Origin of the sequence: Kribbella jiaozuonensis (assembly GCF_005233875.1) — a bacterium.
GTDB lineage: Bacteria > Actinomycetota > Actinomycetes > Propionibacteriales > Kribbellaceae > Kribbella > Kribbella jiaozuonensis.
In genome coordinates this window covers 1-23442 of sequence record NZ_SZPZ01000003.1, presented here as the reverse complement: position 1 = coordinate 23442, position 23442 = coordinate 1, and the positions used below count along the sequence as shown (strand labels likewise).

The window sequence follows — 23442 nt, the reverse complement described above, 5'->3', positions numbered from 1 at the left end:
CGGAAGGGCGGTGAGCGTGTCTGAGGCTGAGGATCACCCGGCCAACCCGTCGGCGTCAAACGTCGGGCGAAAAGGTGACCCCGATCACTGCATGAGATCAGATTGTTGCTGAGTGTTCATCTATTGGCGTTGTCATGAGAGCGTTCTCAACCTATTTTGAGCCACGCCAGGTTCTCCGCTTAGCGTCGCCCACGAGGGAGATCCATGTACGACGAGCGAGCCCGCCGGACCACTGTCATGGAGCTCTGTCTGGCAGAGCGGGAAAGCCTTCGCCGGTACGTCGGCAGCATCCTCGGCCGGGACAGCCATGCCGCCGAGGACGTGGTCCAGGAGACGATGTTGCGCGCCTGGCAGCTGGCCGACCGGATCGACTGGCAGGACCGGCCGGTGCGGATGTGGTTGTTCCGCGTCGCCCGCAACCTGGTCATCGATCACCATCGCCGCGACGGCCGCGCCGTACCCGTCGGGCTCGGTGCGAGCGAGCTCGAGGAGCCGCACAGCCAGCCTGACCCGGCCGAGCAGGTCATCGACCGCCGGGTGCTGATCGAGATGATGCAGCGGCTGTCGCCGGCCCATCGCGAGGTGCTCGCCCGCGTACACCTGCTGGGTCACGCCGGCGAGGAGGTCGCGGCGGTTCTCGGCGTACCGGTCGGGACGGTGAAGTCGCGCGCGCACAACGCGGTCCGGCTGATCCGGGCCGAGCTCGCCCGCGCCGATTGGACTGGAGTCGCGGCATGAATTCGGCGTTCGGGGGCGGCGGCGTGCGCGGGGTGCTGGGGTACATCGGCATCGCGCTGGCCGTCATCATCCTGGTCAACCTCGTGGTCCGTCGGCTCGGCGGCTGGAAGAAGTTGCTCGGCTGGATCAGCCGTCAGATCAGGCAGACCGTACGGGCGTTCGTCGAGCCGATAGCCGCCCGTCGTCGATACCGTCGCCGGTTGCGGCTGCTGAGCCAGGTCCTGCGCGACAGCGAGGGTTGGGCAGAGGCCGAGCGCGCGATCGTCGCGGCTGCGGGCATCAGTCCTGGCATGGCGCCGTACGCCGTGGCGCTTGCGAAGCAGCGGATCGGAGTGCTGGTCGCAGGAGCCTCCGAGCTGGAACCGCCGAAGCCATGGAGCGCGGACTCGCAGGATCCGCGGCTGTGGTGGATCGACCGCGCGGACCTGCCCGAGAGCGTTTCGGTGCGGGAGATGCCGCTGCTCGTCTGTGTCGGCACGGACGCCGGTGGCGGGTACGTGATCATGCTCGACCTGCTGTCCGGCCCGCGCACCCTTTCGGTGTACGGCGTGGACCGGACGGCGCGCGCGGTGGTGCAGGCGATGGCTGCGCAGCTCGACGTACGGCTGCCGGTCGGCGCGATTGAGGTTGCTGAGGGCATCCATCCGCGGCATGACGGGATGCCGCTCGAGGAGGCCGCGCGGCGGCTCGGCGCATGGTTCGTGGTCGGCGTCGGACCGTTGGCCGGACCACTGCCGGCGGGTCGGCGGATGCTGAGCTTGGGCGTCGCGCGCGGTAGCAGTCGGTTGCTGGAGGCAATGCCTGATCAGAGTCTGCGGCTGCTCGGCGCTCCACCGTGGTTGCGGATCGATCCGTTGCCGTTGGCAAAGGCTGTGGCGCGGTCGATCCGGCGGCTGCCACCGCACGAGTTCGAGAGCGGTGTGCCGTTCAGCCCGGCGGCCGTGAGCACTGACGACCTGAGTGATCTGGACGTGTCGGCCGGCACCGTCGGCGTCTCAGCACTGACCTCAGACGAGGGGAAGACGGCATCGTGGAGCTGAACCTGACCACGGTCGAGTCCCGCTCCGGCGCCCGAGCAGACAAGATCGTGCGGGTTCCGCGCGGGCTGTCGGTCGCTGGCTTCGCGGACGGCCTGGGCAAGCCTGGTACGACGTTGTTCCTCGGTCGCAAGCGCCTCGACCCGAGTGTGCCGCTGTCCCGGTCCGGAGTACGCGAAGGTCGTGTGATCGGCGTCGGCGGGCCGGTCGACGTACCTGATCTGCTGCAGGGTGCGCCGGAGGGGCACGCGCCGGTCGTTGTCGAGCTGCACGCCGTCTCCGGCCCGCAGGCTGGGCGGGTGTGGCGGGTCGGGCCGGGTAGCCATGAGATCGGCTCTGATCCGCAGTGTGCGATCAGGCTGGAGGGTGACGGCGTACCTGCTCGTGGTCTGTGGGTCACGGTCGGCGCGAGCGGCGAGGCTTACTGGCATCGGACCGCGGATGTCGGTGGCGAGGTGTTGAGTCGGCGGATCGGGCCGCCTGCGGACGACGCGGCGACGGCGGCGACCCGTTCGCGCGACGAGGAGCTCGAGGCCGAGCCCGAGCCGCAGCGGGCCGTCGATCCTGGGACGGTGCCAGTTGGTCAGCTGAGCGAGTGGCCGCCGGACGAGGACCTCGTGGTCGGGCCGGTGCTGCTGCGCTGCAGCGGGGAGCTCGAGCCGATGGCCGCGATCCGGGTGGCCGACGACGGGTTCACGCTCGACTACAACCGCCCGCCGCGGCTCGCGCCGCACCTCGACGAGGAGAAGCTCCGGCTGCCACCGCCGCCGGCGCCACCGTCGAACCGGCCGTTCCCGTGGCCGGTCGTGCTGATGCCGCTGGTGCTCGGCCTCGTCATGGTCGCGCTGTTCAACTCGTACTACTTCCTCGTCTTTACGTTGGTCAGCCCAATGATGATGGGGATGAACTTCTTCTCCAGCCGGAAGACCAACCGGGTCGACCACATCATTGCCCGGCAGTTGTACTTCGCCCGCAAGGCCGCGCTCGACGAGGAGATCGCCGTCGCGGTCGCCCGTGAACGCGTGATCCGCAACCTGACGGCGCCGGACCCGGTGCGGATCGCGCAGCTCGCGACCCGGCCGGGCAGCCGGTTGTGGGAACGTCGCCGTCACGACCCGGACTACCTGCTGCTGCGGGTCGGGACCGCTGATCAGGCGTCGCTGAAGGAGCTCGACGACCAGGGGCGGGAGGAGAACCACCGGACGATCCGGTGGACGATCCCGGACGCGCCGATCGCCGTACCGCTGCGTGGGCATGGCGTGCTCGGTATCGCGGGGCCTGCGTCGACTGTGCGCGGGCTGGCGCGTTGGCTGACGGTGCAGGCCGCCGTACTGCATTCGCCGCAGTCGCTGCGGATCGTCGTACTGGCTGATGTGGATACGGCCGAGGACTGGGACTGGGTGCGGTGGCTGCCGCAGCTGCGGCCGGACAAGGCGCCCGCGGCGGTGCTGATCGCGAACGACGAGGCGACCACAGCGGCGCGGATCGGTGAGCTGGTGTCGCAGGTGCAAGGACGTCATCGGCGGATGGAGGCGTCGAGCGAGCGGCAGCCGATGCTCGAGAACGAGATCATGGTGATCGCGGACGGGTCCCGCCGGCTCCGCGACGTACCGGGGTTCGTGCAGGTGCTCAACGAGGGTCCTGCCGTCGGGGTGTACGCCGTTTGCCTGGATCGGGATGAGCGGCTGCTGCCGCAGGAGTGCAGCGGGGTGGTGCTGGCCGAGGACGAGACGTTGGTCGTACGGCGTCCTGGGATCCCGGATCAGAAGAACGTGCGTGCCGACCTGGTCTCGGCGGAGTGGTGCGAGCAGATCGCCCGGTCGCTGGCGCCGGTTCGCGATGTGAGTCCGGATCATGATGCCGGTCTGCCGAAGATGGTGAAGCTTCTGGACGAGCTCGATCTCGAACCGCCGGTTCCCGACGACATCGTGACTCGTTGGCGACGACGGCCTGCGAGTACGTCGTTCGTGCTGGGTAGTGACTTCGACGGGAAGTTCACCGTTGACTTGGTTGCTGATGGCCCGCATGGACTGATCGCGGGTACGACGGGATCGGGTAAGTCGGAGCTCTTGCAGACGATGGTTGCGTCGCTCGCGGTCGCTAACCGGCCGGACGAGTTGACCTTTGTGCTTGTTGACTACAAGGGCGGCAGTGCGTTCAAAGAGTGCGCGGGGCTGCCGCACACGTTGGGGATGGTGACCGACCTCGACGCGCATCTGGTTGAGCGGGTGTTGGAGTCGCTGGAGGCTGAGTTGCGGCGGCGGGAGCGGATCCTGGCCGCTGCGGACGCGAAGGATCTGCCGGACTATCAGGCCAAGCGGGCGGCGAACCCAGAGCTGGCTCGGTTGCCGCGGTTGTTGCTGGTGATCGATGAGTTCGCTGCGATGGTGCGGGAGATTCCGGACTTCGTGCCGGGGCTGATCGGGATTGCGCAGCGTGGGCGGTCGCTCGGGATTCATCTGATCCTGGCAACTCAGCGACCGGCTGGTGTGGTTACTGGGGATATCCGGGCCAACACGAACCTGCGCATCGCGCTCCGGGTCACGGACCAGGCCGAGAGCCAGGACGTGGTTGACGTGAATGAGGCTGCGTCGATCAGTCCGGGGATTCCGGGGCGGGCGCTGATCCGGCGTGGGCCGCGGCTGGCGGATCTGTTCCAGACCGCGTGGGTCGGGGCCGAGCGGACGGATGGTCAGGAGGAGCCGGCTGGTCCGGCCGATCCGGCTGGGATGACGGTAACGGATCTGCCGTGGACGGAGCTTGGGAAGGCTGTCGATCGGGACGCGGAGCCTGAGCCGGAGGCGGATCAGCCGGCTGCGCCGGCGCCGACGGACCTGCAGGCGTTGGTCCAGGCGCTGCGTGCGGCGGCAGCTGAGTTGCCGGACTTCGCCGTACAGCCGCAGCCGTGGAAGCCGGCGCTTGGGGCGCAGATCTTGCTCGACGAGCTGCCGGATACGAGCGCGACGCCGATGTTTGCGCCGTACGCGCTGGAGGATATTCCGGCGTTGCAGCAGCAGCGGGTTGCAGGGCTCGACTTTGAGACCTTCGGGCATCTGTATGTGATCGGGGCGCCGCGGTCGGGGCGGACGCAGACGTTGCGGACGATGGCTGGGTCTGCGGCGAAGTACTTGAGTGTGGCTGACCTGCACATCTATGGGATTGACGCTGCTGGTGGTGGGCTGACGCCGTTGGAGAAGCTGCCGCATTGCGGGGCGATCGTCTCGCGGCATGACATGGAGCGGATGACGCGGCTGCTGCGGAAGCTGAACCAGGAGTTGAGTGAGCGGCAGGAGCTGGCCGGCAAGCACCATGCGGCTGGGCTGAACGAGCTGCGCAAGGCGTTGCCGAAGGGTGAGCGGCCGGCTCATGTGCTGGTGCTGATCGACGGTTGGGATGCGTTGTCGGCTTCGTTGGATGACAGCGATCACAACCACCTGCAGCAGGACGTGATGCGGTTGCTGCGTGAGGGCGCTGGTCTCGGGATTCATGTGATCGCTACGTCGGAGCGGTCGTTGCTGGGCGGGAGGCTTGCGTCGCACAACGATCACAAGCTGCTGCTTCGGCAGGCGGATCGGACCGATTACCAGGGCGTTGGGTTGCGGACGAAGATTCCGTCGAATGTGGCGCCTGGGCGTGGTTGGCATGTGCTGACTGGGACTGAGACGCAGGTCGCGGTGCTTGCTGTTGGTGGCGGTGCGGAGCAGGTCGAGGCGATCACGTCGATTGCTGCCGAGGCTGCGAAGCGGGATGCGAAGGTGGCGGCTGCGCGTCGGCCGTTCCGGATCGCTGAGTTGCCGTCGGCGATTGAGTTCGCCGAGGCTTATGAGCGGGTCGCGGCGGCGGATCGGCGGCCGCAGTGGGGTCTGATCGGGATCGGTGGGGATGAGGTAGGGGCTGTTGGGGTGGATCTGGCCGGCGTGGGTTCGTCGTACGTCGTGCTCGGTTCGCCTGGGTCTGGGCGGAGCAATGCGCTGTCCTGCTTGGCGGTCTCGTTGCTTGCCGGTGGGTCGTCGTTGGTTGTGATGACTCCGCGCGAGTCGCCGCTGCGGATGCTGGCGCGGCACCCGCACGTCACGCTGATGGATCAGGCGGACCCGTCCGAGGACGTACTGCGGGGTGCGCTGGATCAGCTGCCCGCGGGCCCGAAGGTCGTGATGATCGACGACGCGGACCTGGTGATGACGTCTGCCGCGGACAAGCTGCTGAAGGACATCGTGGTCTCGGGGCGCGACCAGGGCCTGGCCCTGGTCTTCGCCGCCACCACCGACGGCTTCCAGTCCGGCATGAGCGGCTGGGCCTCCGCGGCGCGACGGGCCCGCAGCGGATTGTTGCTCGAGGCCCGCTCCTTCAGCGACGGCGAGTTGATCGGCGTCCGCCTAGGCGCCAACATAACCCGCTCCACCCCCCGCCAAGGCCGAGCCTGGACCACCGGCCCCGCCTCCCAACCCGTAGCCGTCCAGGTCCCCCTCACGGTCCTGAAGCTCCAGCAGTAAATGAGTGCCTGGCTGGGCCCGGCGGTCCAGCGGCAGTCGTCGTGGGCAGCAGGCATCCGCTGATCGGCTTAGATGCGGGTGAGCTGGGAGAGCGGTGCCCGAGGGCCGAGGGTGCACCCAGGCCGACTACCGCGTCGGCGCGGATCGTCTGCTGGAGCTGGTTCGGTTGACGCAACCAACTCCTGCGAAGCGCCAGCGCGCGAGGCCCGATTGCCTGCTCTCGGCGTGCGTGTTCGTCTTGTAAATAAGGGCCTTTGTCGGTCTGGGTCGATTTGGAGGATGGGACGCGAACAGATAGAATCGAACACATGTTCGAGAATGATCTGGATGAGCTCTCGACGGCCGAGCTGCTGGAGTCGGCCGTCGAGCATCGCGTGATGGCCAATCGGGCCGACGCGCGGCTGCTGGAGCACGCCCAGATCTACGCCGACAGGTTCCACCCGTCCGCGTGTGGCGTCCGGCCTGGTCGCCGTCCCAGTGGTGGGCGCGAGCGGGCCGTGGTGCTGGGTGGTGAAGGCTGCCCGGAGATCGCGGAGTTCGCGGTCGCCGAGTTCGGTGTCGTGCTGGGGATCTCGCCGATGGTGGCCGCGCGGTTCATCGGCGAGGCGTTGGCGCTGCGGCACCGGTTCCCGTTCACCTGGGCGCGCGTACAAGCCGGTGACGCCACCCCGTGGAAGGCGCGTCAGCTCGCGTCGGCCTGCCTGAAACTGTCCGAAACAGCCGCCGCGTACGTCGACCGCCGCGTCGCCCCGCTGATCGACTCGATCACGCCGTACCGCCTCGACAAGATCATCCGCGCCGCCAAACTCCACGCCGATCCCGAACTGGCCCGCGACGAGGCCGCCGAGGCAGCTGATGAGCGCGGCGTGTTCGTCGGCCGCAGCGACGATCACGGCAACAAGACCTTGTTCGCCAAGGCTCCCGCCGCCGCAGTAATCCGCCACGACGCAACGATCGCCGCGATCGCCGACGCCCTGAAAACCTTCGGCGACACCCGCCACCTCCAACACCGCCGAGCCGACGCCATCGGCATCATCGCCGACCCCCGCTACACCCAAGAACTCCTCACCCAAGCCCGCAACCACCCAACTCCCAACCCCCCAACTCCCACAACCCCGACGGATACCGACTCCGCCGACTCCGCCGACTCGACCGACTCGGCTCCTGCCTCGTCCCCGCGCACGAACCGGCGCGGTACAGCGACTCGCCCAGCAAGCCGCCGATACGACGGCACGCCCGCAAGCGAGACAGACCCGACGAACGCCGCTCAACCCGCCGTCCACCGCGACCTGACTAGCCCGCACTGCGGACCCGACCGTAGGACGTCCATGAAGTCGGGCGTGCCCGCTCTCCCCAACCCGGTCCACCTGCCCGATCCGCTTGATCTGGTCGAACCACGCGACTTCGAGCTATGCGAGCCGGATCCGGCGACCGATCCGTTCGACAGTCGGCCGATGAGCTACGTTCCCGGTCCGCGGACCGAGCCCGATTCAGGAACCCCAATGGACGCCGCCGCCCAACGGGCGCTCGACGCTCGGCTGGCCGAGATCAGGCGAGCGGCGCACACACATCCCACAGGCTCGACGGGACAGCTGCGTCCTGCGCGGACCGAGGTCTTCGTGCACCTCACCGATCACACGCTTGCCACCGGCAACGGTGTGCTGCGCGCCGAGGGAATCGGTCCGATGCTCGCCGACCAGCTCACCGAACTCGTCGGACACGGGCCGTACGTCGTCAAGCCCGTGATCGACCTCAACGACGCCGTCAGCGTCGACGCCTACGAGATCCCCACCCGGATCCGCGAACGCGTCCGACTCACCCACCCCGTCGAACTGTTCCCGTACGGCAGCCGCGAAACCCACCGCACCATCGACCTCGACCACATCCAGCCCTACGACCCACGCCACCCCGCCGGCGCTGCCGGCCAGACCAGCACCCGCAATCTCGCGCCGCTCAGCCGCTACGCGCACCGGGTCAAAACCCACGCCCGCGGCTGGAACGTCCGCCGCGTCGACCTCAAAACCCTGGAATGGACGACACCCCACGGGTTCACGTTCCACGTCGACCCCACCGGAACCCACCGCGTGGCGTCAGCCGGGCCGGCGCTGTACGCCGAACCCGGCCGGGCAGTTGCCCTTCGTACTACTTCTTCTGGTTGAGGCTGTCGCTGATGCCCTTGTCGAAGTCTTCGGCGTTTTTCATGATGCTGTTGAACATTTCCTTGAAGTCTTCGATGCCCTTGACGGCGAGGTTCAGGCTGGTGTCGAACTGGTTGTACGTGTTGCGGATGACCTCGCTGGACTGCTTGAAGACCAGGCCGTCCTCGACCAGGTGGTTCACCTTGTTCCGCAGGTTGACGATCAGCGGAACGATCTGCTCGTGGGCGTTGTGCAGGAGGTTGGCGACCTCGGTGATCTTGCCGTACTCGAGGTTGATGCCGTCGTACGCCATGACTGCGGTGCCTTTCGGTCGGTGTGACTCACATGGTCACGGGGATGTAGGTGTCGTCCGGGGTGTTGCGGTCGATGCTCTCCTGGGTCTCGACCCAGTCGGCCGAGGTCCCGTCGGAGTTGTCCGGGCCGCGGGTGTAGTCGTGCGTCGTACCGTCGCTGTTCGTCGAGTGCTTGGTCCCGCTGCCGTCGCCGCTCAGCGCGATGTCGCTGGTGTCCTTCTTGCCGTCGGCATCCGTACTCGTGGTGGTCGTCGTACTGCTGCCGTCGTCCTTGAGGTGCGTGTCGTCGTGCACCGTGCTGCCGTCCGGGTACGTCGAGTCCGTGATCAGGTGATGCTTGTCCTCGGTGTACGTCGTGGTCGACGTGTACGTCTTCCCGTCGTACGTGACCGTGGTCTCCTCCTTCACCACGTTGCCCTTGTCGTCCAGGGTCAAGTGGGTGTGGATGTTGCCGCGGTCGGTGGTGATCGTCTGGTCCAGCGGCTGCTGGCCGGGATCGGTGGCGCTGCAGAAGTCCGGCTTCTTCTGGCCGGCCGGGACCTTGTCGCACTCGTCCTTGTGGGCCTGGTAGTAGTCCCACTGCTCCTTCTGCCGGTTCCAGTTCGACAGCGCCAAGTTGCTGTTGGTCACGTTCATGCCCTGGGCGATCTCGGCGTCGAACTGCAGGAACGCCTCGCCCACCGACCCGAACGAGCCGGCCAGCTGCTTCAGGCCCTTCTCGGCCTTGGTCATCGTGCCCTGCGCGTTCGTGTGCAGGTCGGTGATGGCGGTGTCGATCACGCTGCTGCCGAGGATGCTGGAGCTGTCCTGGCCGGCGAGCGTCGCGAACAGGCTGTCGTTCAGCGTCGGCTCGATGTTGTTCGCCAGGTCTTCAAGATTGCGCTTCGCATCGTTCAGCAGGTTGTAGTTCATCTTGAGCTTGTCCGGCACAGCCCCTCCTTCGAACGCCACCGGTTCCACTCCGACCACGCGCGAGCCCGGGGCCGGGTTCATTTCGATCTGAACCTCGACGGGTGCTGCCGCGTGGTCTGAGTGGAGACCGGATCACCAGGGAGGGTGTCGATGGCACGGCCGACGACTGGGACGCCATCGGACTCGGTGGGGACCCGACGCCGGGCGAGCCCGAGACGATCGGCCAGCTCGCCGAGGTGCTGCAGAAACTCGGCGGCAAGGCGCGGGACATCTTCAACGCGATCCAGTCGGTGATGAACACCAACAACGACAGCGTGTTCGTCGGTCAGACCGCCGACGCGCTGCGCGGCAAGGTCGACGACCGGTTGCGCGGGCATGTCGAGGACGTCGCGAACGCGTTCGAGACCTCGGCCCAGGCCTTGCGCGACTGGCGTGGAGTGGTCGAGGAGCAGCAGCGCAAGGCCGACGCCGCGCTGGCCGCCGGCCGCGGTCTGAAGGAGGACGACCCGGAGCGCGACACCCAGAAGGGGATCGCCGAGCAGGCCGGGCGGGACCAGTCCGACCAGGCGTCGACGTACTCCGGCCGAATCAACGGCGTCTCCGACATCCAGCTGCCGATCTCCGACTGCGAGGCGTTCTGGGAGGCGTTCAAGTGGCTGGCGATCATCCTGATCATCCCGGCGCTGATCTTCGGCGGCCCGATCGCGCTGCTCGCGCTCGGCGTCAACCTGGCGCTGTTCATCAAGACGATCGTCGACGTCGCCAAGGGTGACGCCAGCTTCCTCGACCTGTTCCTGGCCGGCCTCGGACTGATCGCGCCGACCACGAAGGCGCTGCCGATCTTCAGCATCATCAAGGGCATCGCGCAGGGCATCGGCGCCGGCGTCAAGGGCATCGCGAACGCGTTCCGGACCATCTTCAGCAAGGACTTCCTGTTCAAGGCGATGACCGGGCTGAAAGGGCTGCCGTTCATCGCGACGCTGTCGATCAAGGAGACCGGGCTGTTCGTGGTCTCGAACATCCGGAACTTCGCGATCTCGGTCGGCAACTTCGGCGCGAACTTCGGCTCGATCACACTCGGGGCCCTCGGCAAGTTCGGTACGGCGTTCACGCAACTGCCGGCCACGATCGTCCGCGGCTTCAGCGCGATCGGCCGAGGTATCGGCACGGTCTGGAACGGCGGCAAGCAGTTCATCTCCGCGCACTTCGGCGGCCTGCAGTGGACCCGGCTGATCCTGCCGGTCGCGGCCGACGAGATCCGGGCCTTCAAGGCGCTCGGCATGACCGACTTCCAGGCCTTCACCCAGGCGCTGAAGGTCGGCGTGTTCGGGCGCGGCCTGGCCGGCCAGCACGTGTTCGGTCTGCCGATGGTGAGTGCGCTCGGGCACACGGTCAGCGCGATCCCGATCAATACCCCGAAGTTGACGTTCATGGAGAACGTCAACGTGTTCTTCAAGGGGATGCTGCAGCCGCCGAAGCTCGAGCCGGCCGTCCACATCAACGGCTTCGGCTTCGCGACCGAGTCCGGGATCAACGCCGGTAAAGCATTCGACGACCTGCACCTGCCGCCGATGACCACCAACCTCGGGCAGAGTGTGAACACCCCGACGGTGGTCACGCCAGGCGGCGTACATGTGCCGGCAACGGCCGGTATGTCGAGCCTGACGACCAACTTCCCGTCGCCGCACATCGGGCAGCCGTCGGTCAACGGCGTCAGTGGTGTGAACGGCATCCACGGGCTGGTCGAGAACCTGCCGACCTCCAACCACATCGGGATCCCCGGTGTCGGCGTCAACAACGTGACCCAGAACGTCGCGATCCCCGGCAGCGCGACGTCGTTCACGCACGCGGGGATGAACGTAAGCACGCCGACCACCGCGAACGTCGGCTCGCTGCACGTCGCCACGCCGGCGTCGACCAGCGTCGGCGACCTGGTCAGCTCCGGCCTGCGGAACAACACCCCGACGATCTCGCCGCACTTCGCGAGCTCGATCAACGAAGGCGTCTCGCACGGCTTCCAGGCGAACCATCTCCGGCTCTCGCTCGACGAGATCACGCGTACGCCGACCCCCGCGACGAACGGGACCGGTCACGTGGTGAACACGCCGCCGAGCGTCGACCGGGTGAACGCCGCGCTCGATCTCGTCACCGGCGGGCCGGCCGATCTCAAGGTCGGTGCCCCGGGCAACCTTCGGGCCGATACGCCGTCGTTCGCCGGCGTGCAGAACGTCACGACCCCGCCGACGGCTCATGTCCAGCCGGTGAGCGTGCCGAAGACCGACGTACCGCTGCAACCGCAGGCGCAGACGCATACGTTCAGCCCCGGTAAGAGCGAGATCCCGCTGAACGGGCTGCCCGATCATCCGGGGCTGGTGGTGAAGGTCGAGCGGTTCGAGGGCGGGGTGACGCAGTTCAACCTGCATGGTGGCGGCCCGAACGGGCGGCTCGATCCGCTGAGCGGTGGCGGGCTGCGGTTCACGGACACGTCGACCGGCGCGACGACGCGGTTCGACAGCAATGGGGTTGTCGTTGATCAGGGCGTTCGGCTGACGAAGGCGGACGGGCTTGCGCGGATCGACGACCGGGTGCTGATCCGGCAGCCGGACGGCGGGTTCCGGATCACGAGTCTCGACGGGACCGCCGTACCTGATCAGCTCACGATCCGGGCGCTCGACACCGGCGGCGTGCAGGTGCTGGGCAAGGACGGGATGACCTGGCACTACGGGGCGAATGGGAAGCTCGAGAGTCAGTCGATCAACGCGGCGTGGAACGGGGACCTCGCGGCCAAGGCGGGTGTGTTCAAGAAGCCGGGCGACACCGATGCGATGGTCGACGCGAAGATGGACGACTTCACCGGCGTACAGCAGGCGCAGCGCAACTTCGACCTCGCGAACGAGAATGTCGCGATCCACGGCGAACGGATCGATGGCCCGTCGAACGCGCCGTCGGTCGGCGATCAGGTTCATATCGATCTGCACGGTGCGCAGCACGAGCTGGACCTGGCGAAGAACGCGTTCCAGGGCAAGCACGATCTGAGCGTCGACGCGATCCAGAAGCAGCTGGACGACATCACGACCGATTCGCTGAACGTGCGACCGCGGCTGCTCGGTGCGGGTCGGACGATGACGTACGACGTACCTGGGCACGCCGGCGTGAAATTCGACGTCAACGGCGGGCAGGTGTCGGTGCATGGGCCGGGGTCGGAGGAGTTCACGTCGACGGTTGTGGGCAAGACGCTGACTATCAGTGGGAACGGTCGGACGTGGACGTACAGTCTCGGGTTCGGTGGGCGGGCCAACCATGTGGGTGAGTCGTTCCCGCTTCAGGGCGGTCTGTTCGACGGCAAGCCGGTGTCGCTCGAGGGCAAGCTCGGCAATCTCGACAGCGGGGTCGTCGACGGCAAGTGGTCGGTGAAGGTCGGCGATGACGGGTTGGTGGTGGCCTCGCCGCACGGTCCGCTGACGTACTCGCGGTCGGGTGAGTTCCACGGCATCGGGGACACCGCGACTGGGCAGATGGCGCGGCCGGTTCCGCCGCCGCATTTGGGCGGTGACGACCTGGCTCGGTGGAATGCGCAGGTTGATCTGTCGCGGACGCACCTGACCGAGGCGGCCGGCAACAAGGCGGTCGAGAACCTGATGAAGGACGTGACCGGCGGGTCGTTCACGTCGAAGCGCGGGTACGGCGGGTACGTGAACCCGACCGCGCTGGCCGACGGGACGCTGGTCGCGAAGGTGAAGAACTTCGACACGGTCGCGAAGGACCTGCAGTTCAAGGGGGCTGCGGATCACATCACGGTGTATCGCGGGGTGTCGATGGATCCGATCGCTGCGCAGGCGGACGAGTTCATCGAGCGGTTGCCGATCTCGACGTCGAGCACGCTGAAGTTCCAGGACGACTGGGCGAAGAACGGGGTCGATTCGAACCGGGTCGTGTTCAAGGTCGACGTACCGCCGAATCAGAGCAAGCTCGCGATGTCGTATCCGGACGGGTATCACCCGGGCGGCGGTGAGGCGCGGGCGTGGAACCAGGACCAGTGGGAGATCACGCTCGGGCCGACGAAGTTCACCCGGACCGGGCCGGACTTCGTCGAGAACGGGCATCGGATCATTCCGGTCAAGGCGGAGCCGATTCCGGCGTCGGCGTTCGACGAGGTGATCACGGCGAAGTGGCCGGGGATGTCGTCGGAGGCGGCGTTCGGGGACTTCGTGAAGTCGTTCGAGACGGGCAATCTGCGTGGGTTCGAGGGGCTGGGCGATGTCACCACGCGGGCGACGACGAGCGTGGACGGGCTGTCGCACACGGTCCATGTGATGAAGCCGGGGTCGGCGGACGAGCTGACGATCACCGTACTGCGGGATCCGCAGACGGACTCGGTGCGGGTGATCTGGACCGCGGACGGGGCGAACCAGTTCGACAAGGCGTGGAAGGGACAGGACTTCGCGAACCTGGCCACGGATCTGCGCGGGAACGTGCTGCACAACAACGACCAGTTCCTGGGGATGCCGAAGCCGGCGTCGTGGGACCAGGTACCGGGCAAGGGCAAGGGGATCGCGCAGGCGTGGGATGCCGACTTCGCGGCGCGCTTCGAGGTGTTCCGTTCGCCGGGGGACACCGACGCGATGGTCGGCGCGAAGATGGACGATTTCGTCAACGTCCAGCGTGCACAGGCTCAGGTCGACGCCGCACTCCACGACATCCGGCTGTACGGCCACCGCGCCGACGGTCCGTCCAATGGTCCCTCCGTCGGCGGAAAAGCCTTCATCAAACTCTGGACCGCGCAAAACAAGCTAGACCTAGCCAAAACCGCCTTCGAAACAAAGCACCCCGGCCTGAAGGTCGCCGACATCCAACAACAACTATCCGACCTCCTAACCCAGTCCTTGAAGGACCGCCCCCGCCTAGTCGGCGGCATGCACGGCGACTCCACACCAGACCTGCCCGAAACCCACCTCACCCCACCTCCGCCTCCAGCGGCGGGCCACTCGCCGGTCCCACCCCCACCACCGCCGCCAGGTGGACACGGAGTGCCGTCGTCCGTTGGTCACGGCGCTCCCCCGCAGCCTCCGGCGCACGTCACGCAGCCGCAGCCTCCGGCGCACCTCACGCAGGCGCAGCCTGCGGCTGCGCACCTCGCCGAGACGCATGGGCCGGCGCCGCACGACGTGCCGACCCCGACAACCCATGGCGCTCCGCCGCCCCCTCCGCCCCCGCCCCTCGGTCACGCCGCGCATGCGGCTCCGCCGCCGGGCGGTCACGGCGTACCCGCGTCTGGTGTGCATGGTGCTCCGCCTCCGCCTCCTTCGGTCGGGCATTTGGCTCCGCCTCCGCCGCCTGCTCCTGCCGTTGGGGGGCGCGGGCAGTTGCCGGGGGCGCACCTTCCTGCTCGGCCGCAGCGGGTTGTGGCTCCGGAGTTTGGGAAGGCGTTTGATGAGGCGTCGTTTGGGACTGAGAGTGAACTGGGTGGGTTTGTGGTTGCGATGCCTGAGGGGTCGCATCGGGTGTTTGCGTTTGTGAAGAAGGTGGATACGGACGAGTCCCTGGTGATGGTGACCAAGGACATGAGTAACGGGATCTACCGCAACCCGGGCAACCTGCCGGTCGCGCACAACGGCAACTGGACCACGCATACCGTCGAGCTCGTCAACTACCCGTCCCGGCTCGGCGACCAAGCAGGGATCGCGCTTCGGGACGACGCCACGCAGTTCCTGCTCGACACGTTCAAGAATCGGCTCAACACCGCGAACCACCACCCGATGGACTCGATCGTCTCCGCCGACGGTCGGTTCAAGCTCGAGATCACGAACACCCGCCACGTGATCGCCGGCGGCAGCGGCATGCAGCTGGACGACGTCGGCTCGGTGACGATGCCGCTCGGCGGGCAGCAGTTGACGGTCGGCGTGAAGGCGGCCGACTTCGGCAGCGGTACGACGAACGAGCTGCGACTGCTCCGCGACAACCCCTGGTACAACGCCGAGTTCCGCAACGACGACGCCGTACGCAACCTCGACCACAACACGCTCGACAACCCCGAGACGGTCGAGTCGGCGTACACGTATCTGAAGTCGATCATCAGCTTCACCGCGAAGCAGGTCGACAAGCACGGGATCCCGATCGGCGGCCACCCCGGCGCCTCGCCGTTCCACAGCCTGACCGACCCGGCGGTGAAGAACGACTGGGCCGTACTCCCGCGGACCCGCCCGAACATCGTGCTCGACGGCCTCTCGGACGTCGACAAGGCCGCAACCCTCAAGCTCCTCCGCGACATGCCGTCGATCGGCGACGGCACCATCTGGCGCGAGTCCAAGTCGTACATCCTCGGCGGCGGCGAGGTCGCCGGGCATGGCATCAACGACGCGGTGATCGGCGGCGAGAAGGCGCTGCTGTTCGAGTTCCGCACGGTGCCCGACGGGCTGAAGCACCTCGTCCCGACGCAGAAGCTCCCCGTCGCCTCGATCACCGACCTGCTCGCCGATCTCGGTGCCGGTCGCCCCGCTGCGGTCAAGAACATCAACGGCTACATCAGCCACGCCGACAACAGCGGCGACTTCGCCGGCTGGTTCCGCGACAAGTTCCCGAACCACGCCACGAAGAACGACCAGCGCGTCATCACGATCTCCACGGTCCAGCAGAAAGCCGAGTGGATGATGACGCACAACCCGCGGGCCTGGGACCAGGTCCTCGCCGGCCAGGAACCGGTCATCGTCCGCCCCGTCCAGCTGCCCCAGATCCAGCAACACCCACTGGGCGGCGCCTTCAACAACCACACAGTCGTCCGCCCCAAGGGCGGTACGCCGCACGTCACCGGCCCCAACGCCCAGCACCTCACCCTCACCGACTTCGGCGACGACGGCTTCCGCCTGACCGGCCCCGACGGTCGCACCCAGCTGTACGACGGCAACGGCGTACTGCGGGGCGACGGCATCAGGCTGGATGCGAACCGCTTCACGCTGAATGTCGACGGTCGCGGCATGCAGCTTGTCGACGTACACGGCACGCAGATCCCGAACGCCCAGGTGCACGCGTTGCCCGGGGGCGACCTCCGCGTCATCGGCACCCGCGGACAGATGCAGCGGTTCGGTGCCGATGGCACCCATCTCAGCGACGGCGTCGTCCTGCGGGACCCGTTCAACGTGCAGGACACGAGATTTGCCGAGGGCAACGGTGCCGGCGGTTTCCACGCCACGGATCTGAACGGCGCGCAACTGCCGCACACCCGGGTCGAGCAGCTCGGCGACGGAATCTTCCGAGTCTCGGACGACGCGATCGGCGACGTGCGCTGGTTCGACCAGACCGGCATCCATCGGGGTAGCGGCATCCGGGTGGCCGACCCCGCGCACCCGGGCCAGGTGTTCCTGTACCGCGCGCACGGGATGGATCCGGTGCTTGTCGACAACGCGGGCGGGCGCCTGCCGGGGACGATCGAGACGCTCGACGGTGGCGGCTTCCGGATCGCCGAGGCCAACGGGACCGCGCGGACCTTCGACGGCGCCGGGATCTACCTCGACCGCCGCATCCCGCTCGGCGGCAACCAGACGATCATCCACAACGCCAACAACACGATCGTCCTGCACGACCCCGCCGGTACGACGGCGACCGCGCAGCACGTGCCCGGCGGCGGCTACCGGGTCGTTGACAACGGCAACTACCGGCTCCACGACAACGACGGTGTCTTCCGGGCGAACGGGCATCAGGTCAACCTGCCCGGCCAGGACGGGTTCCTGGAGATCGGCGCGACCGGCGCGCGCCGGCTGGACGGCGCCTATCAACCGATTCCGGGCCGCGATGTCACCATCAACGCCGGCGAGATCACAGTCACCCGCGCCGGCGGCTTCGACGTCTTCGACCTCAACGGCGCAGTGCTGCGTGAAGTCACCGACCTCGACGGACACGCGCTCGGTGTCGTCGGCGGCCGCATCACCCGCGACCAGAACGGCGCGATCACCTGGACCGCAGCAGACGGTACGGCGCTGCACACGCCGTACCGATCGAACATCGACGCGAACGGCGTGATCCGGCTGGACGTCCACAGCCCGGGCAGCCCGCGCCACGGAGAGTTCCACGTGTTCGGGCGCGACGGCCACCTGACCCAGCAGGGCTTCCCCGTCGTCCGCAACGGCCGCCCGACCGGTTTCACGTACGTCGTCAACCGCACCGACAACACGTGGGAGCGGCTGAACGGCGCGACCGTCGGCACCGGCGCCTTCCACAAGGGCAAGGTCGACGTCGCCGGGCTCACGAACGGTCGGATCAAGCTGATGAGCTCGACCGGCAAGCCTGTCGAGGTGTTCGAACGCCGCTGGCTGCCCGACGGATCCGTGCTCGACAGCTTCCGCAAGACCGACACGCTGGGCTTCGGTCGGTTCGACCGCAGTACGAGCTGGATCACGTACGACGGTGGCGTGCGCACGGGCCACGGGTCGCGGCACTTCGACACCGCGGGCACCGGCTGGCGGGACACGGATCAGTCGTTCCGTACGATCCGCGAGTACCGCGACGGCCTGCAGAAGTACAACAGCTCGACCGGGCACGTGCTCGCCACGAAGCAGGGCGACGGCAGTTGGAACTGGTTCCGGTACGACGACCACGCGTCGCTGATCGCCCAGGGCGACCGCAAACTGGAGCGCGTCGGCGACGGATGGACCGACACCTTCACCCGGCCAGGCGGGACCGAGTCCGTGGTCGCCCAGCAGAAGTGGGGCGCTTGGCACGCACCCGAGACGGCCGGTCAGTACCGCGAGTTCACGATGACGCGTGGCGTGGATGGCGCGATCACCAGGGACGGCACCTGGCTGCAGCACGCGCGCCAGGGCAAGGACTCCGGCAGCGCGATCAACCTCGGCGACGAGCTGCTGGTCGTCACCCGCCAGGGCGAACAGCGGCCGCCGGTGTGGTTCCGCGACGGCATCCAGAGCAACCCGCACCCCGGCCAGGACAGCCGGTTCCAGATCTTCAGCTGGGCCAAGGGCAACCAGCACGGCACCCGGTACGTCGGGATGGACGGCGGCATCGTCGACGTCAACGCTCAGGGCGCCTTCGTCCGGTCGTCCGGGGTCCTCGGCGACGGGACCAAGATCAAGGTCGGCGACCACGCCCGGCCGCCGGCCACCGCGCATCCGCAGGGTGGCGTGGCCTGGGAAGCAGGCGTGGACCGCGGCTGGCGGGTCACGAACGGCGACAGTTGGCAGGACTTCAAGCTGGTCAACGACGAGTGGGTGGTCGTCCGCGAGAGCCGACCGGGTGGTGTCGTCCGTGAGTACTCCGCCTCGAACATCCGCATGCTCTGGACCGACCGCGACGCGCATGGCAACCTGACCGGGATCTCGACCCGCTCCCTCGACCGCGACGGCATCTTCGTCGAGGGCATCGGTGCGACCGATTCGTCCCGCTGGACCTGGCGCGAGGTCGATGTCAACGGCACCGAAATCGGCGGCCGTGGCGGCAACCGCGAGTACTTCCGCGGTTCCTGGGACGAGCGGCTGTCCTGGGACGACTCGTTCCGCGACTTCGATGCCGCTGGCAACCTCGTGCGGGATCGGCGGATGCTCGACGGCGGTCGGTACGTCGAGTCCTGGTGGTCACTGGGGCGCTGGCACAGCAGCGAGTTCGACAAGCTCGGCAACCGAGTGGCGGGGTCGACCGATCTGGAACGGGTCTGGAGCAGCGGCGACGGCATCTGGCACCGCGACTGGCAGTCCGGCCGCGGTTACAGCCGCGACCAGATCCCGGGTGTCGACGGCGCGGCGCCGGTCGTCGTCCGCGAGACGCCGGTGCACGTCGACGGCGCGCCGGTGCGGGTCCGCGAGTACCACGTCGCGAACGGTACGACGGACTTCGGCCGGTGGAAGGAGTTCGACCACGGCACCGTCGTACACGAGCGGAAGCCGTCCGGGGACAACTTCCTCGAGACGGATTCGTGGCGCGGTCAGTGGAAGCTGTACGACCGCGACGGGAACGTCATCGGCGAGCGGTCCGACAACGGGCTGGTCTTCGAGATGCGGGACGGCCGGTTGCACCTGACCGGCAACGAGTACGACTTCCGCGGCGTGCTGACGGAGATCCGCGGCTGGGGCCGGCGGGTGCGGGAGCCGCAGCGGATGCCGTGGATGACGCATGATGACTGGACTCTGCGCGGCAGCACGGTCGTACCTCCGGGTGGCGCGGCGTTCCGGGAGGCGCGGTACGCACCGGCGTGGAAGGTGATCGCGCAGAAGGCGATGCTCGAGTTCTCCCAGGAGTTCATCCTGGAGTTCGCCGCGAACCTGATCGTCAACGCGATCATCGCCGAGGCGCAGAACAAGCCGTTCACCGGTCAGGATGCGCTGAAGTCATTGATGAATGCGGCCGTTAGCGCGACCATCAAGACCGGCGTCGGTACTGCGCTGACCGAGACCAAGCTCGGCGGATCGTTGCGCGAGCTCAAGATGGGTCTGTCCAACGTTGACGGCGGCAAGCACTGGAACCGGCGGCCGCTCAACCACGACAAGAACTGGTCGAACGAGTGGGCCGGCAACGAAGTCGCTACCCGGTGGCGAGCCGGAAGCTTCGACTTCGGCTTCAACCTCGGGCCGTCGGTGCTGGCCGGTTTCGTCAACGGCACGATGAATGCGGCGATCTTCGGGATTACCGATGCCGACGGCCACAAGGTGAAGCTGAGCGGCTGGGACGCGGTCGGGGACGGCGCGATCAATGCGGTTGCTTCGTTTACGTCGGGTGTCAGCACGGCGCTGGTGAAGAACATCGCACTCGGGTTCGGTGGGTCGCGGTTCTTCCATCGGCAGGGCTTCGCCGACTTCTTCTTGCAGATCCCGTTCAAGATGTTCGAGAAGTCGATCCAGAGCGTGTTCCTGACCAGCGCGATCCGGTCGTCGATCAATCCGTCGTGGTACCAAGGCTCGGGCCAGGGGACCACGTCGGCACTGGTGCTGCCGGGGAATGTTACGGTGCCGCAGCCGGTGCTGACGTCGTCCGGCCTGTGGGTTCCGCCGGGCGTGGGAGGGGCGCAGTGACGAACCGCTACGTGGCCGCAAAGGGGCGCGGAACGTTCCGCCGGATCTCGGAGGCGCTGCGAGCCGCCGCGCCCGGGGATGTGATCGTGGTGAGCGCCGGCGAGTACGCCGAACAACTGCGACTGGACCGGTCCGTCGCCGTTGTGGCAGAGGGCGTGGTGACTCTCTCCGGCGTTCCGGGTGAGCCGGTGATCGTTGCTGAGGGCCTCGAATGCACGTTGCGTGGGATCACTGTGCGCGGTGCCGATGACGGCGGGCCGCCTGCTGTTGGGGTGGCGCCTGGCGCGGGATTGTTGCTCGAGGACTGCGTCGTGAGCGGCGGGCGGATCCATGCTCGGGGCAACGAAACTGGGCAGGGGTCGGACCTGAGCGGGTACGGCGTGACGACCGTGATGCTGCGTCGGACGCGGGTCGAGAAGGGTCGGTTGGCCGGGCTGCATCTGTCTGGGCGGGTTCGGGCAAAGGTCGAGGACACGGTGATCGACACTGTGGACGGGATCGGTGTCGTGCTGTCCGGCAACGCCTTCCTCGACGCTTCGCGGCTCCGGTTGAACGTTACGTCCGGGTATGGGTTTCGGCTGCGGGGTGCGAGTCGGCTGGAGCTGACCGATGGCGTGATCCGGCAGAGTGGGATGGCCGGCGTACTGCTGGAGGATTCGTCGACGGCTGCGCTGACCGACGTACGGATCGATCAGGCCGGTGGGCCGGGGGTGCATGCCGCGGGTACGGCGAAGGTCGTGCTGACCGACTGCCGGGTGCGGAGTACGCGGGCCAGTGCGCTGGTGGTGCAGGACCAGGCGGATCTCGCCGGGGCTGACTGCATCGTGTCGGACGCGGGGGCGAACGCGTTGCTGGTGTCGGATTCTGCGACTGCGGCGCTGACGGACAGTCGGTTCGATCGGTCGACGTACAGCGCTGTTCATCTGACGGGTACTGCGGTTGTGCGGCTGACGGACTGCTTGATCCGGCAGGGCGCGGAGCACGGCGTACATGCGACTGCGACGTCGCGGGTGGAGCTGACGCGGTGTGGGATCGCTGACGTTGGGTTGACCGGGTTGTCGGTGGTGGATGCGGCGAGCGCTGAGGCGGAGGATTGCCGGGTTGGCGGCAGCGGGACCGGCGTACGGCTGGAGTCGAGTGTGGCGACCGGGTTCCGTGGGTCGTCGGTGAGTGGATCGGTCGGGACCGGGATCGAGCTGGCGGGCGAGGGGCTGGCGAGTCTGGAGGCGGTTCGGGTCAGCGGGGGGAAGGCTGCCGGGATCGTGGTCGGGAGTAGTGCGGCCGCGGAGATCGCTGCGACGACGATCGAGGACTGCGATGGGTCCGGGCTCGTGGTGTGGTCGGGGGCTCGGCCTTCGGTGCGGGCGTTGCGGGTGGCGGGGGTGGCGAAGAACGGGATCTTCCTTGCGGAGAAGGCGGCTGGGACGTACGCCGATTGTGATGTGACGGGGACGAAGTACCCAGCGTTGCATCTGAGCAAGGGGGCTGCGCCGACGTTCCAGCATCTGCGGGTGCGGGACTGTGTTGAGGCGCTCGGGCAGGAGGACGGCGCGAACCCGACGTTCGAGGACTGCACGATCGATGGCGTGCCGATGGTTGCGGAGTCGGCTGTTGCGGCTGGTGTTGCGGCTGCTGGCGCTCCGGTGGTGACGCCGGTTGGGACGCTCGCCGAGAGCATGCCGCCGGACGACGAGACGCTCGAGGACGTGCTGGAGGAGCTCGAGCAGCAGGTCGGTCTGGATCGTGTGAAGCGCGATGTGCAGTCGATGGTGAAGCTGATGCAGACGGTCCGGATGCGGCAGGAGGCGGGGCTGCCTGCTCCGCCGTTGTCGCGGCATCTGGTGTTCGCGGGGAATCCTGGTACGGGTAAGACGACGGTCGCGCGGCTGTACGGACGGGTGCTGAAGGCGCTCGGGTTGCTGCGTCGCGGCCATCTGGTCGAGGTCGACCGTACGGCGCTCGTCGGTGAGTACGTCGGTCACACCGGGCCGAAGACGACTGCGGCGGTGAACCAGGCGCTCGGCGGGGTGCTCTTCATCGACGAGGCGTACTCGCTGGCACCCGTTGGCATCGGCAACGACTTCGGCGCGGAAGCCATTGCGACGTTGGTGAAACTGATGGAGGACCACCGCGACGACCTCGTCGTGATCGTGGCCGGGTACGTGAATGACATGTCGCGGTTCATCGGGTCGAACCCCGGTCTCTCATCGCGCTTCACCCGGACACTGATGTTCGAGGACTACACCGCGGCCGAGCTGGTCGCGATCGTCGAACACCAGGCCGGCGGGCATCAGTACGAGGTGACCCCCGACGCCCGCGTCGCCCTCTCCGACCTCTTCGAGCAACTCCCCCGAGGCGAAGGCTTCGGCAACGGCCGCTCCGCCCGCCAAATCTTCCAAGCCATGACCGAACGCCAAGCCCACCGCCTCTCCGAACTAACCGCCCCCACCCCCGACCAACTAGTCAGCCTAGAAGCCGCCGACCTCCCAACCACCTACTGAGTTCCCCACGTACTGCGCCAGCCCCCGCGTACTGCGCCAGCCCCCGCGTACTGCGCCAGCCCCCGCGTACTGCGCCAGCCCCCGCGTACTGCGCCAGCCCCCGCGCGCTACGCAGCCGCCTCTCGTCGCTCCGCTCCTCGGCGCGCCTGCACCGCACGCTGCCCACCCACCCCTGAGGTGTATCGAGGTTGTTGGACAGGTGCTCTGGAGCGAGGAGGATCTGTTTATGACCGAGAAGCGTCGGCGGTTTAGTGCGCAGTTTCGGGCAGAGGCTGTGCAGTTGGTGGTTCAGTCGGACCG

General features: G+C 67.7%; 8 protein-coding genes. 6 read left to right on the top strand and 2 right to left on the bottom strand.

Going from position 1 to position 23442, the window contains the following annotated elements:
• Positions 1 to 204 precede the first annotated feature (204 nt).
• The 4 genes from FDA38_RS19625 to FDA38_RS19610 all read left to right on the top strand — a co-directional run bounded on the left by FDA38_RS19625 (position 205) and on the right by FDA38_RS19610 (position 8427).
• Positions 205 to 738 (top strand): sigma-70 family RNA polymerase sigma factor, encoded by a 534-nt coding sequence (locus FDA38_RS19625; protein WP_137255558.1) that lies wholly within the window; start codon positions 205 to 207, stop codon positions 736 to 738.
• The gene (locus FDA38_RS19620; protein ID WP_137255557.1) at positions 735 to 1778 is read left to right on the top strand and encodes a hypothetical protein; all 1044 of its coding nucleotides are present in this window, start codon (positions 735 to 737) and stop codon (positions 1776 to 1778) included. Before FDA38_RS19625 ends, FDA38_RS19620 begins: the two co-directional genes overlap by 4 nt.
• A complete protein-coding gene (locus FDA38_RS19615) occupies positions 1769 to 6268 on the top strand; it encodes an FtsK/SpoIIIE domain-containing protein (protein WP_137255556.1) in 4500 nt (1499 codons plus the stop codon). The genes FDA38_RS19620 and FDA38_RS19615 overlap by 10 nt, the downstream gene beginning before the upstream one ends.
• A gap of 308 nt (positions 6269 to 6576) precedes the next feature.
• The gene (locus FDA38_RS19610) at positions 6577 to 8427 is read left to right on the top strand and encodes a DUF222 domain-containing protein (protein WP_202877763.1); all 1851 of its coding nucleotides are present in this window, start codon (positions 6577 to 6579) and stop codon (positions 8425 to 8427) included.
• Here FDA38_RS19610 and FDA38_RS19605 read toward each other — a convergent pair.
• Both FDA38_RS19605 and FDA38_RS19600 read right to left on the bottom strand, forming a co-directional pair.
• Positions 8411 to 8719 carry a hypothetical protein gene (locus tag FDA38_RS19605; protein WP_137255555.1) on the bottom strand — a complete coding sequence of 103 codons (309 nt, stop codon included), beginning with the start codon at positions 8717 to 8719 and terminating at the stop codon, positions 8411 to 8413. The genes FDA38_RS19610 and FDA38_RS19605 overlap by 17 nt on opposite strands.
• 28 nt (positions 8720 to 8747) lie before the next feature.
• Positions 8748 to 9650 carry a hypothetical protein gene (locus tag FDA38_RS19600; protein WP_137255554.1) on the bottom strand — a complete coding sequence of 301 codons (903 nt, stop codon included), beginning with the start codon at positions 9648 to 9650 and terminating at the stop codon, positions 8748 to 8750.
• 83 nt (positions 9651 to 9733) lie between these two features.
• On the opposite strand from FDA38_RS19600, the gene FDA38_RS19595 reads away from it, so the two are divergent.
• Positions 9734 to 20641 carry an actin cross-linking domain-containing toxin gene (locus tag FDA38_RS19595; RefSeq protein WP_137255553.1) on the top strand — a complete coding sequence of 3636 codons (10908 nt, stop codon included), beginning with the start codon at positions 9734 to 9736 and terminating at the stop codon, positions 20639 to 20641.
• A complete protein-coding gene (locus tag FDA38_RS19590; protein WP_137255552.1) occupies positions 20638 to 23142 on the top strand; it encodes a right-handed parallel beta-helix repeat-containing protein in 2505 nt (834 codons plus the stop codon). Before FDA38_RS19595 ends, FDA38_RS19590 begins: the two co-directional genes overlap by 4 nt.
• Positions 23143 to 23442 lie beyond the last annotated feature (300 nt).

Coding starts and splice junctions, on each gene's coding strand:
- FDA38_RS19605 (WP_137255555.1), bottom strand. CDS start 8,719: ATGGCGTACGACGGCATCAACCTCGAGTACGGCAAGATCACCGAGGTC.
- FDA38_RS19620 (WP_137255557.1), top strand. CDS start 735: ATGAATTCGGCGTTCGGGGGCGGCGGCGTGCGCGGGGTGCTGGGGTAC.
- FDA38_RS19625 (WP_137255558.1), top strand. CDS start 205: ATGTACGACGAGCGAGCCCGCCGGACCACTGTCATGGAGCTCTGTCTG.
- FDA38_RS19610 (WP_202877763.1), top strand. CDS start 6,577: ATGTTCGAGAATGATCTGGATGAGCTCTCGACGGCCGAGCTGCTGGAG.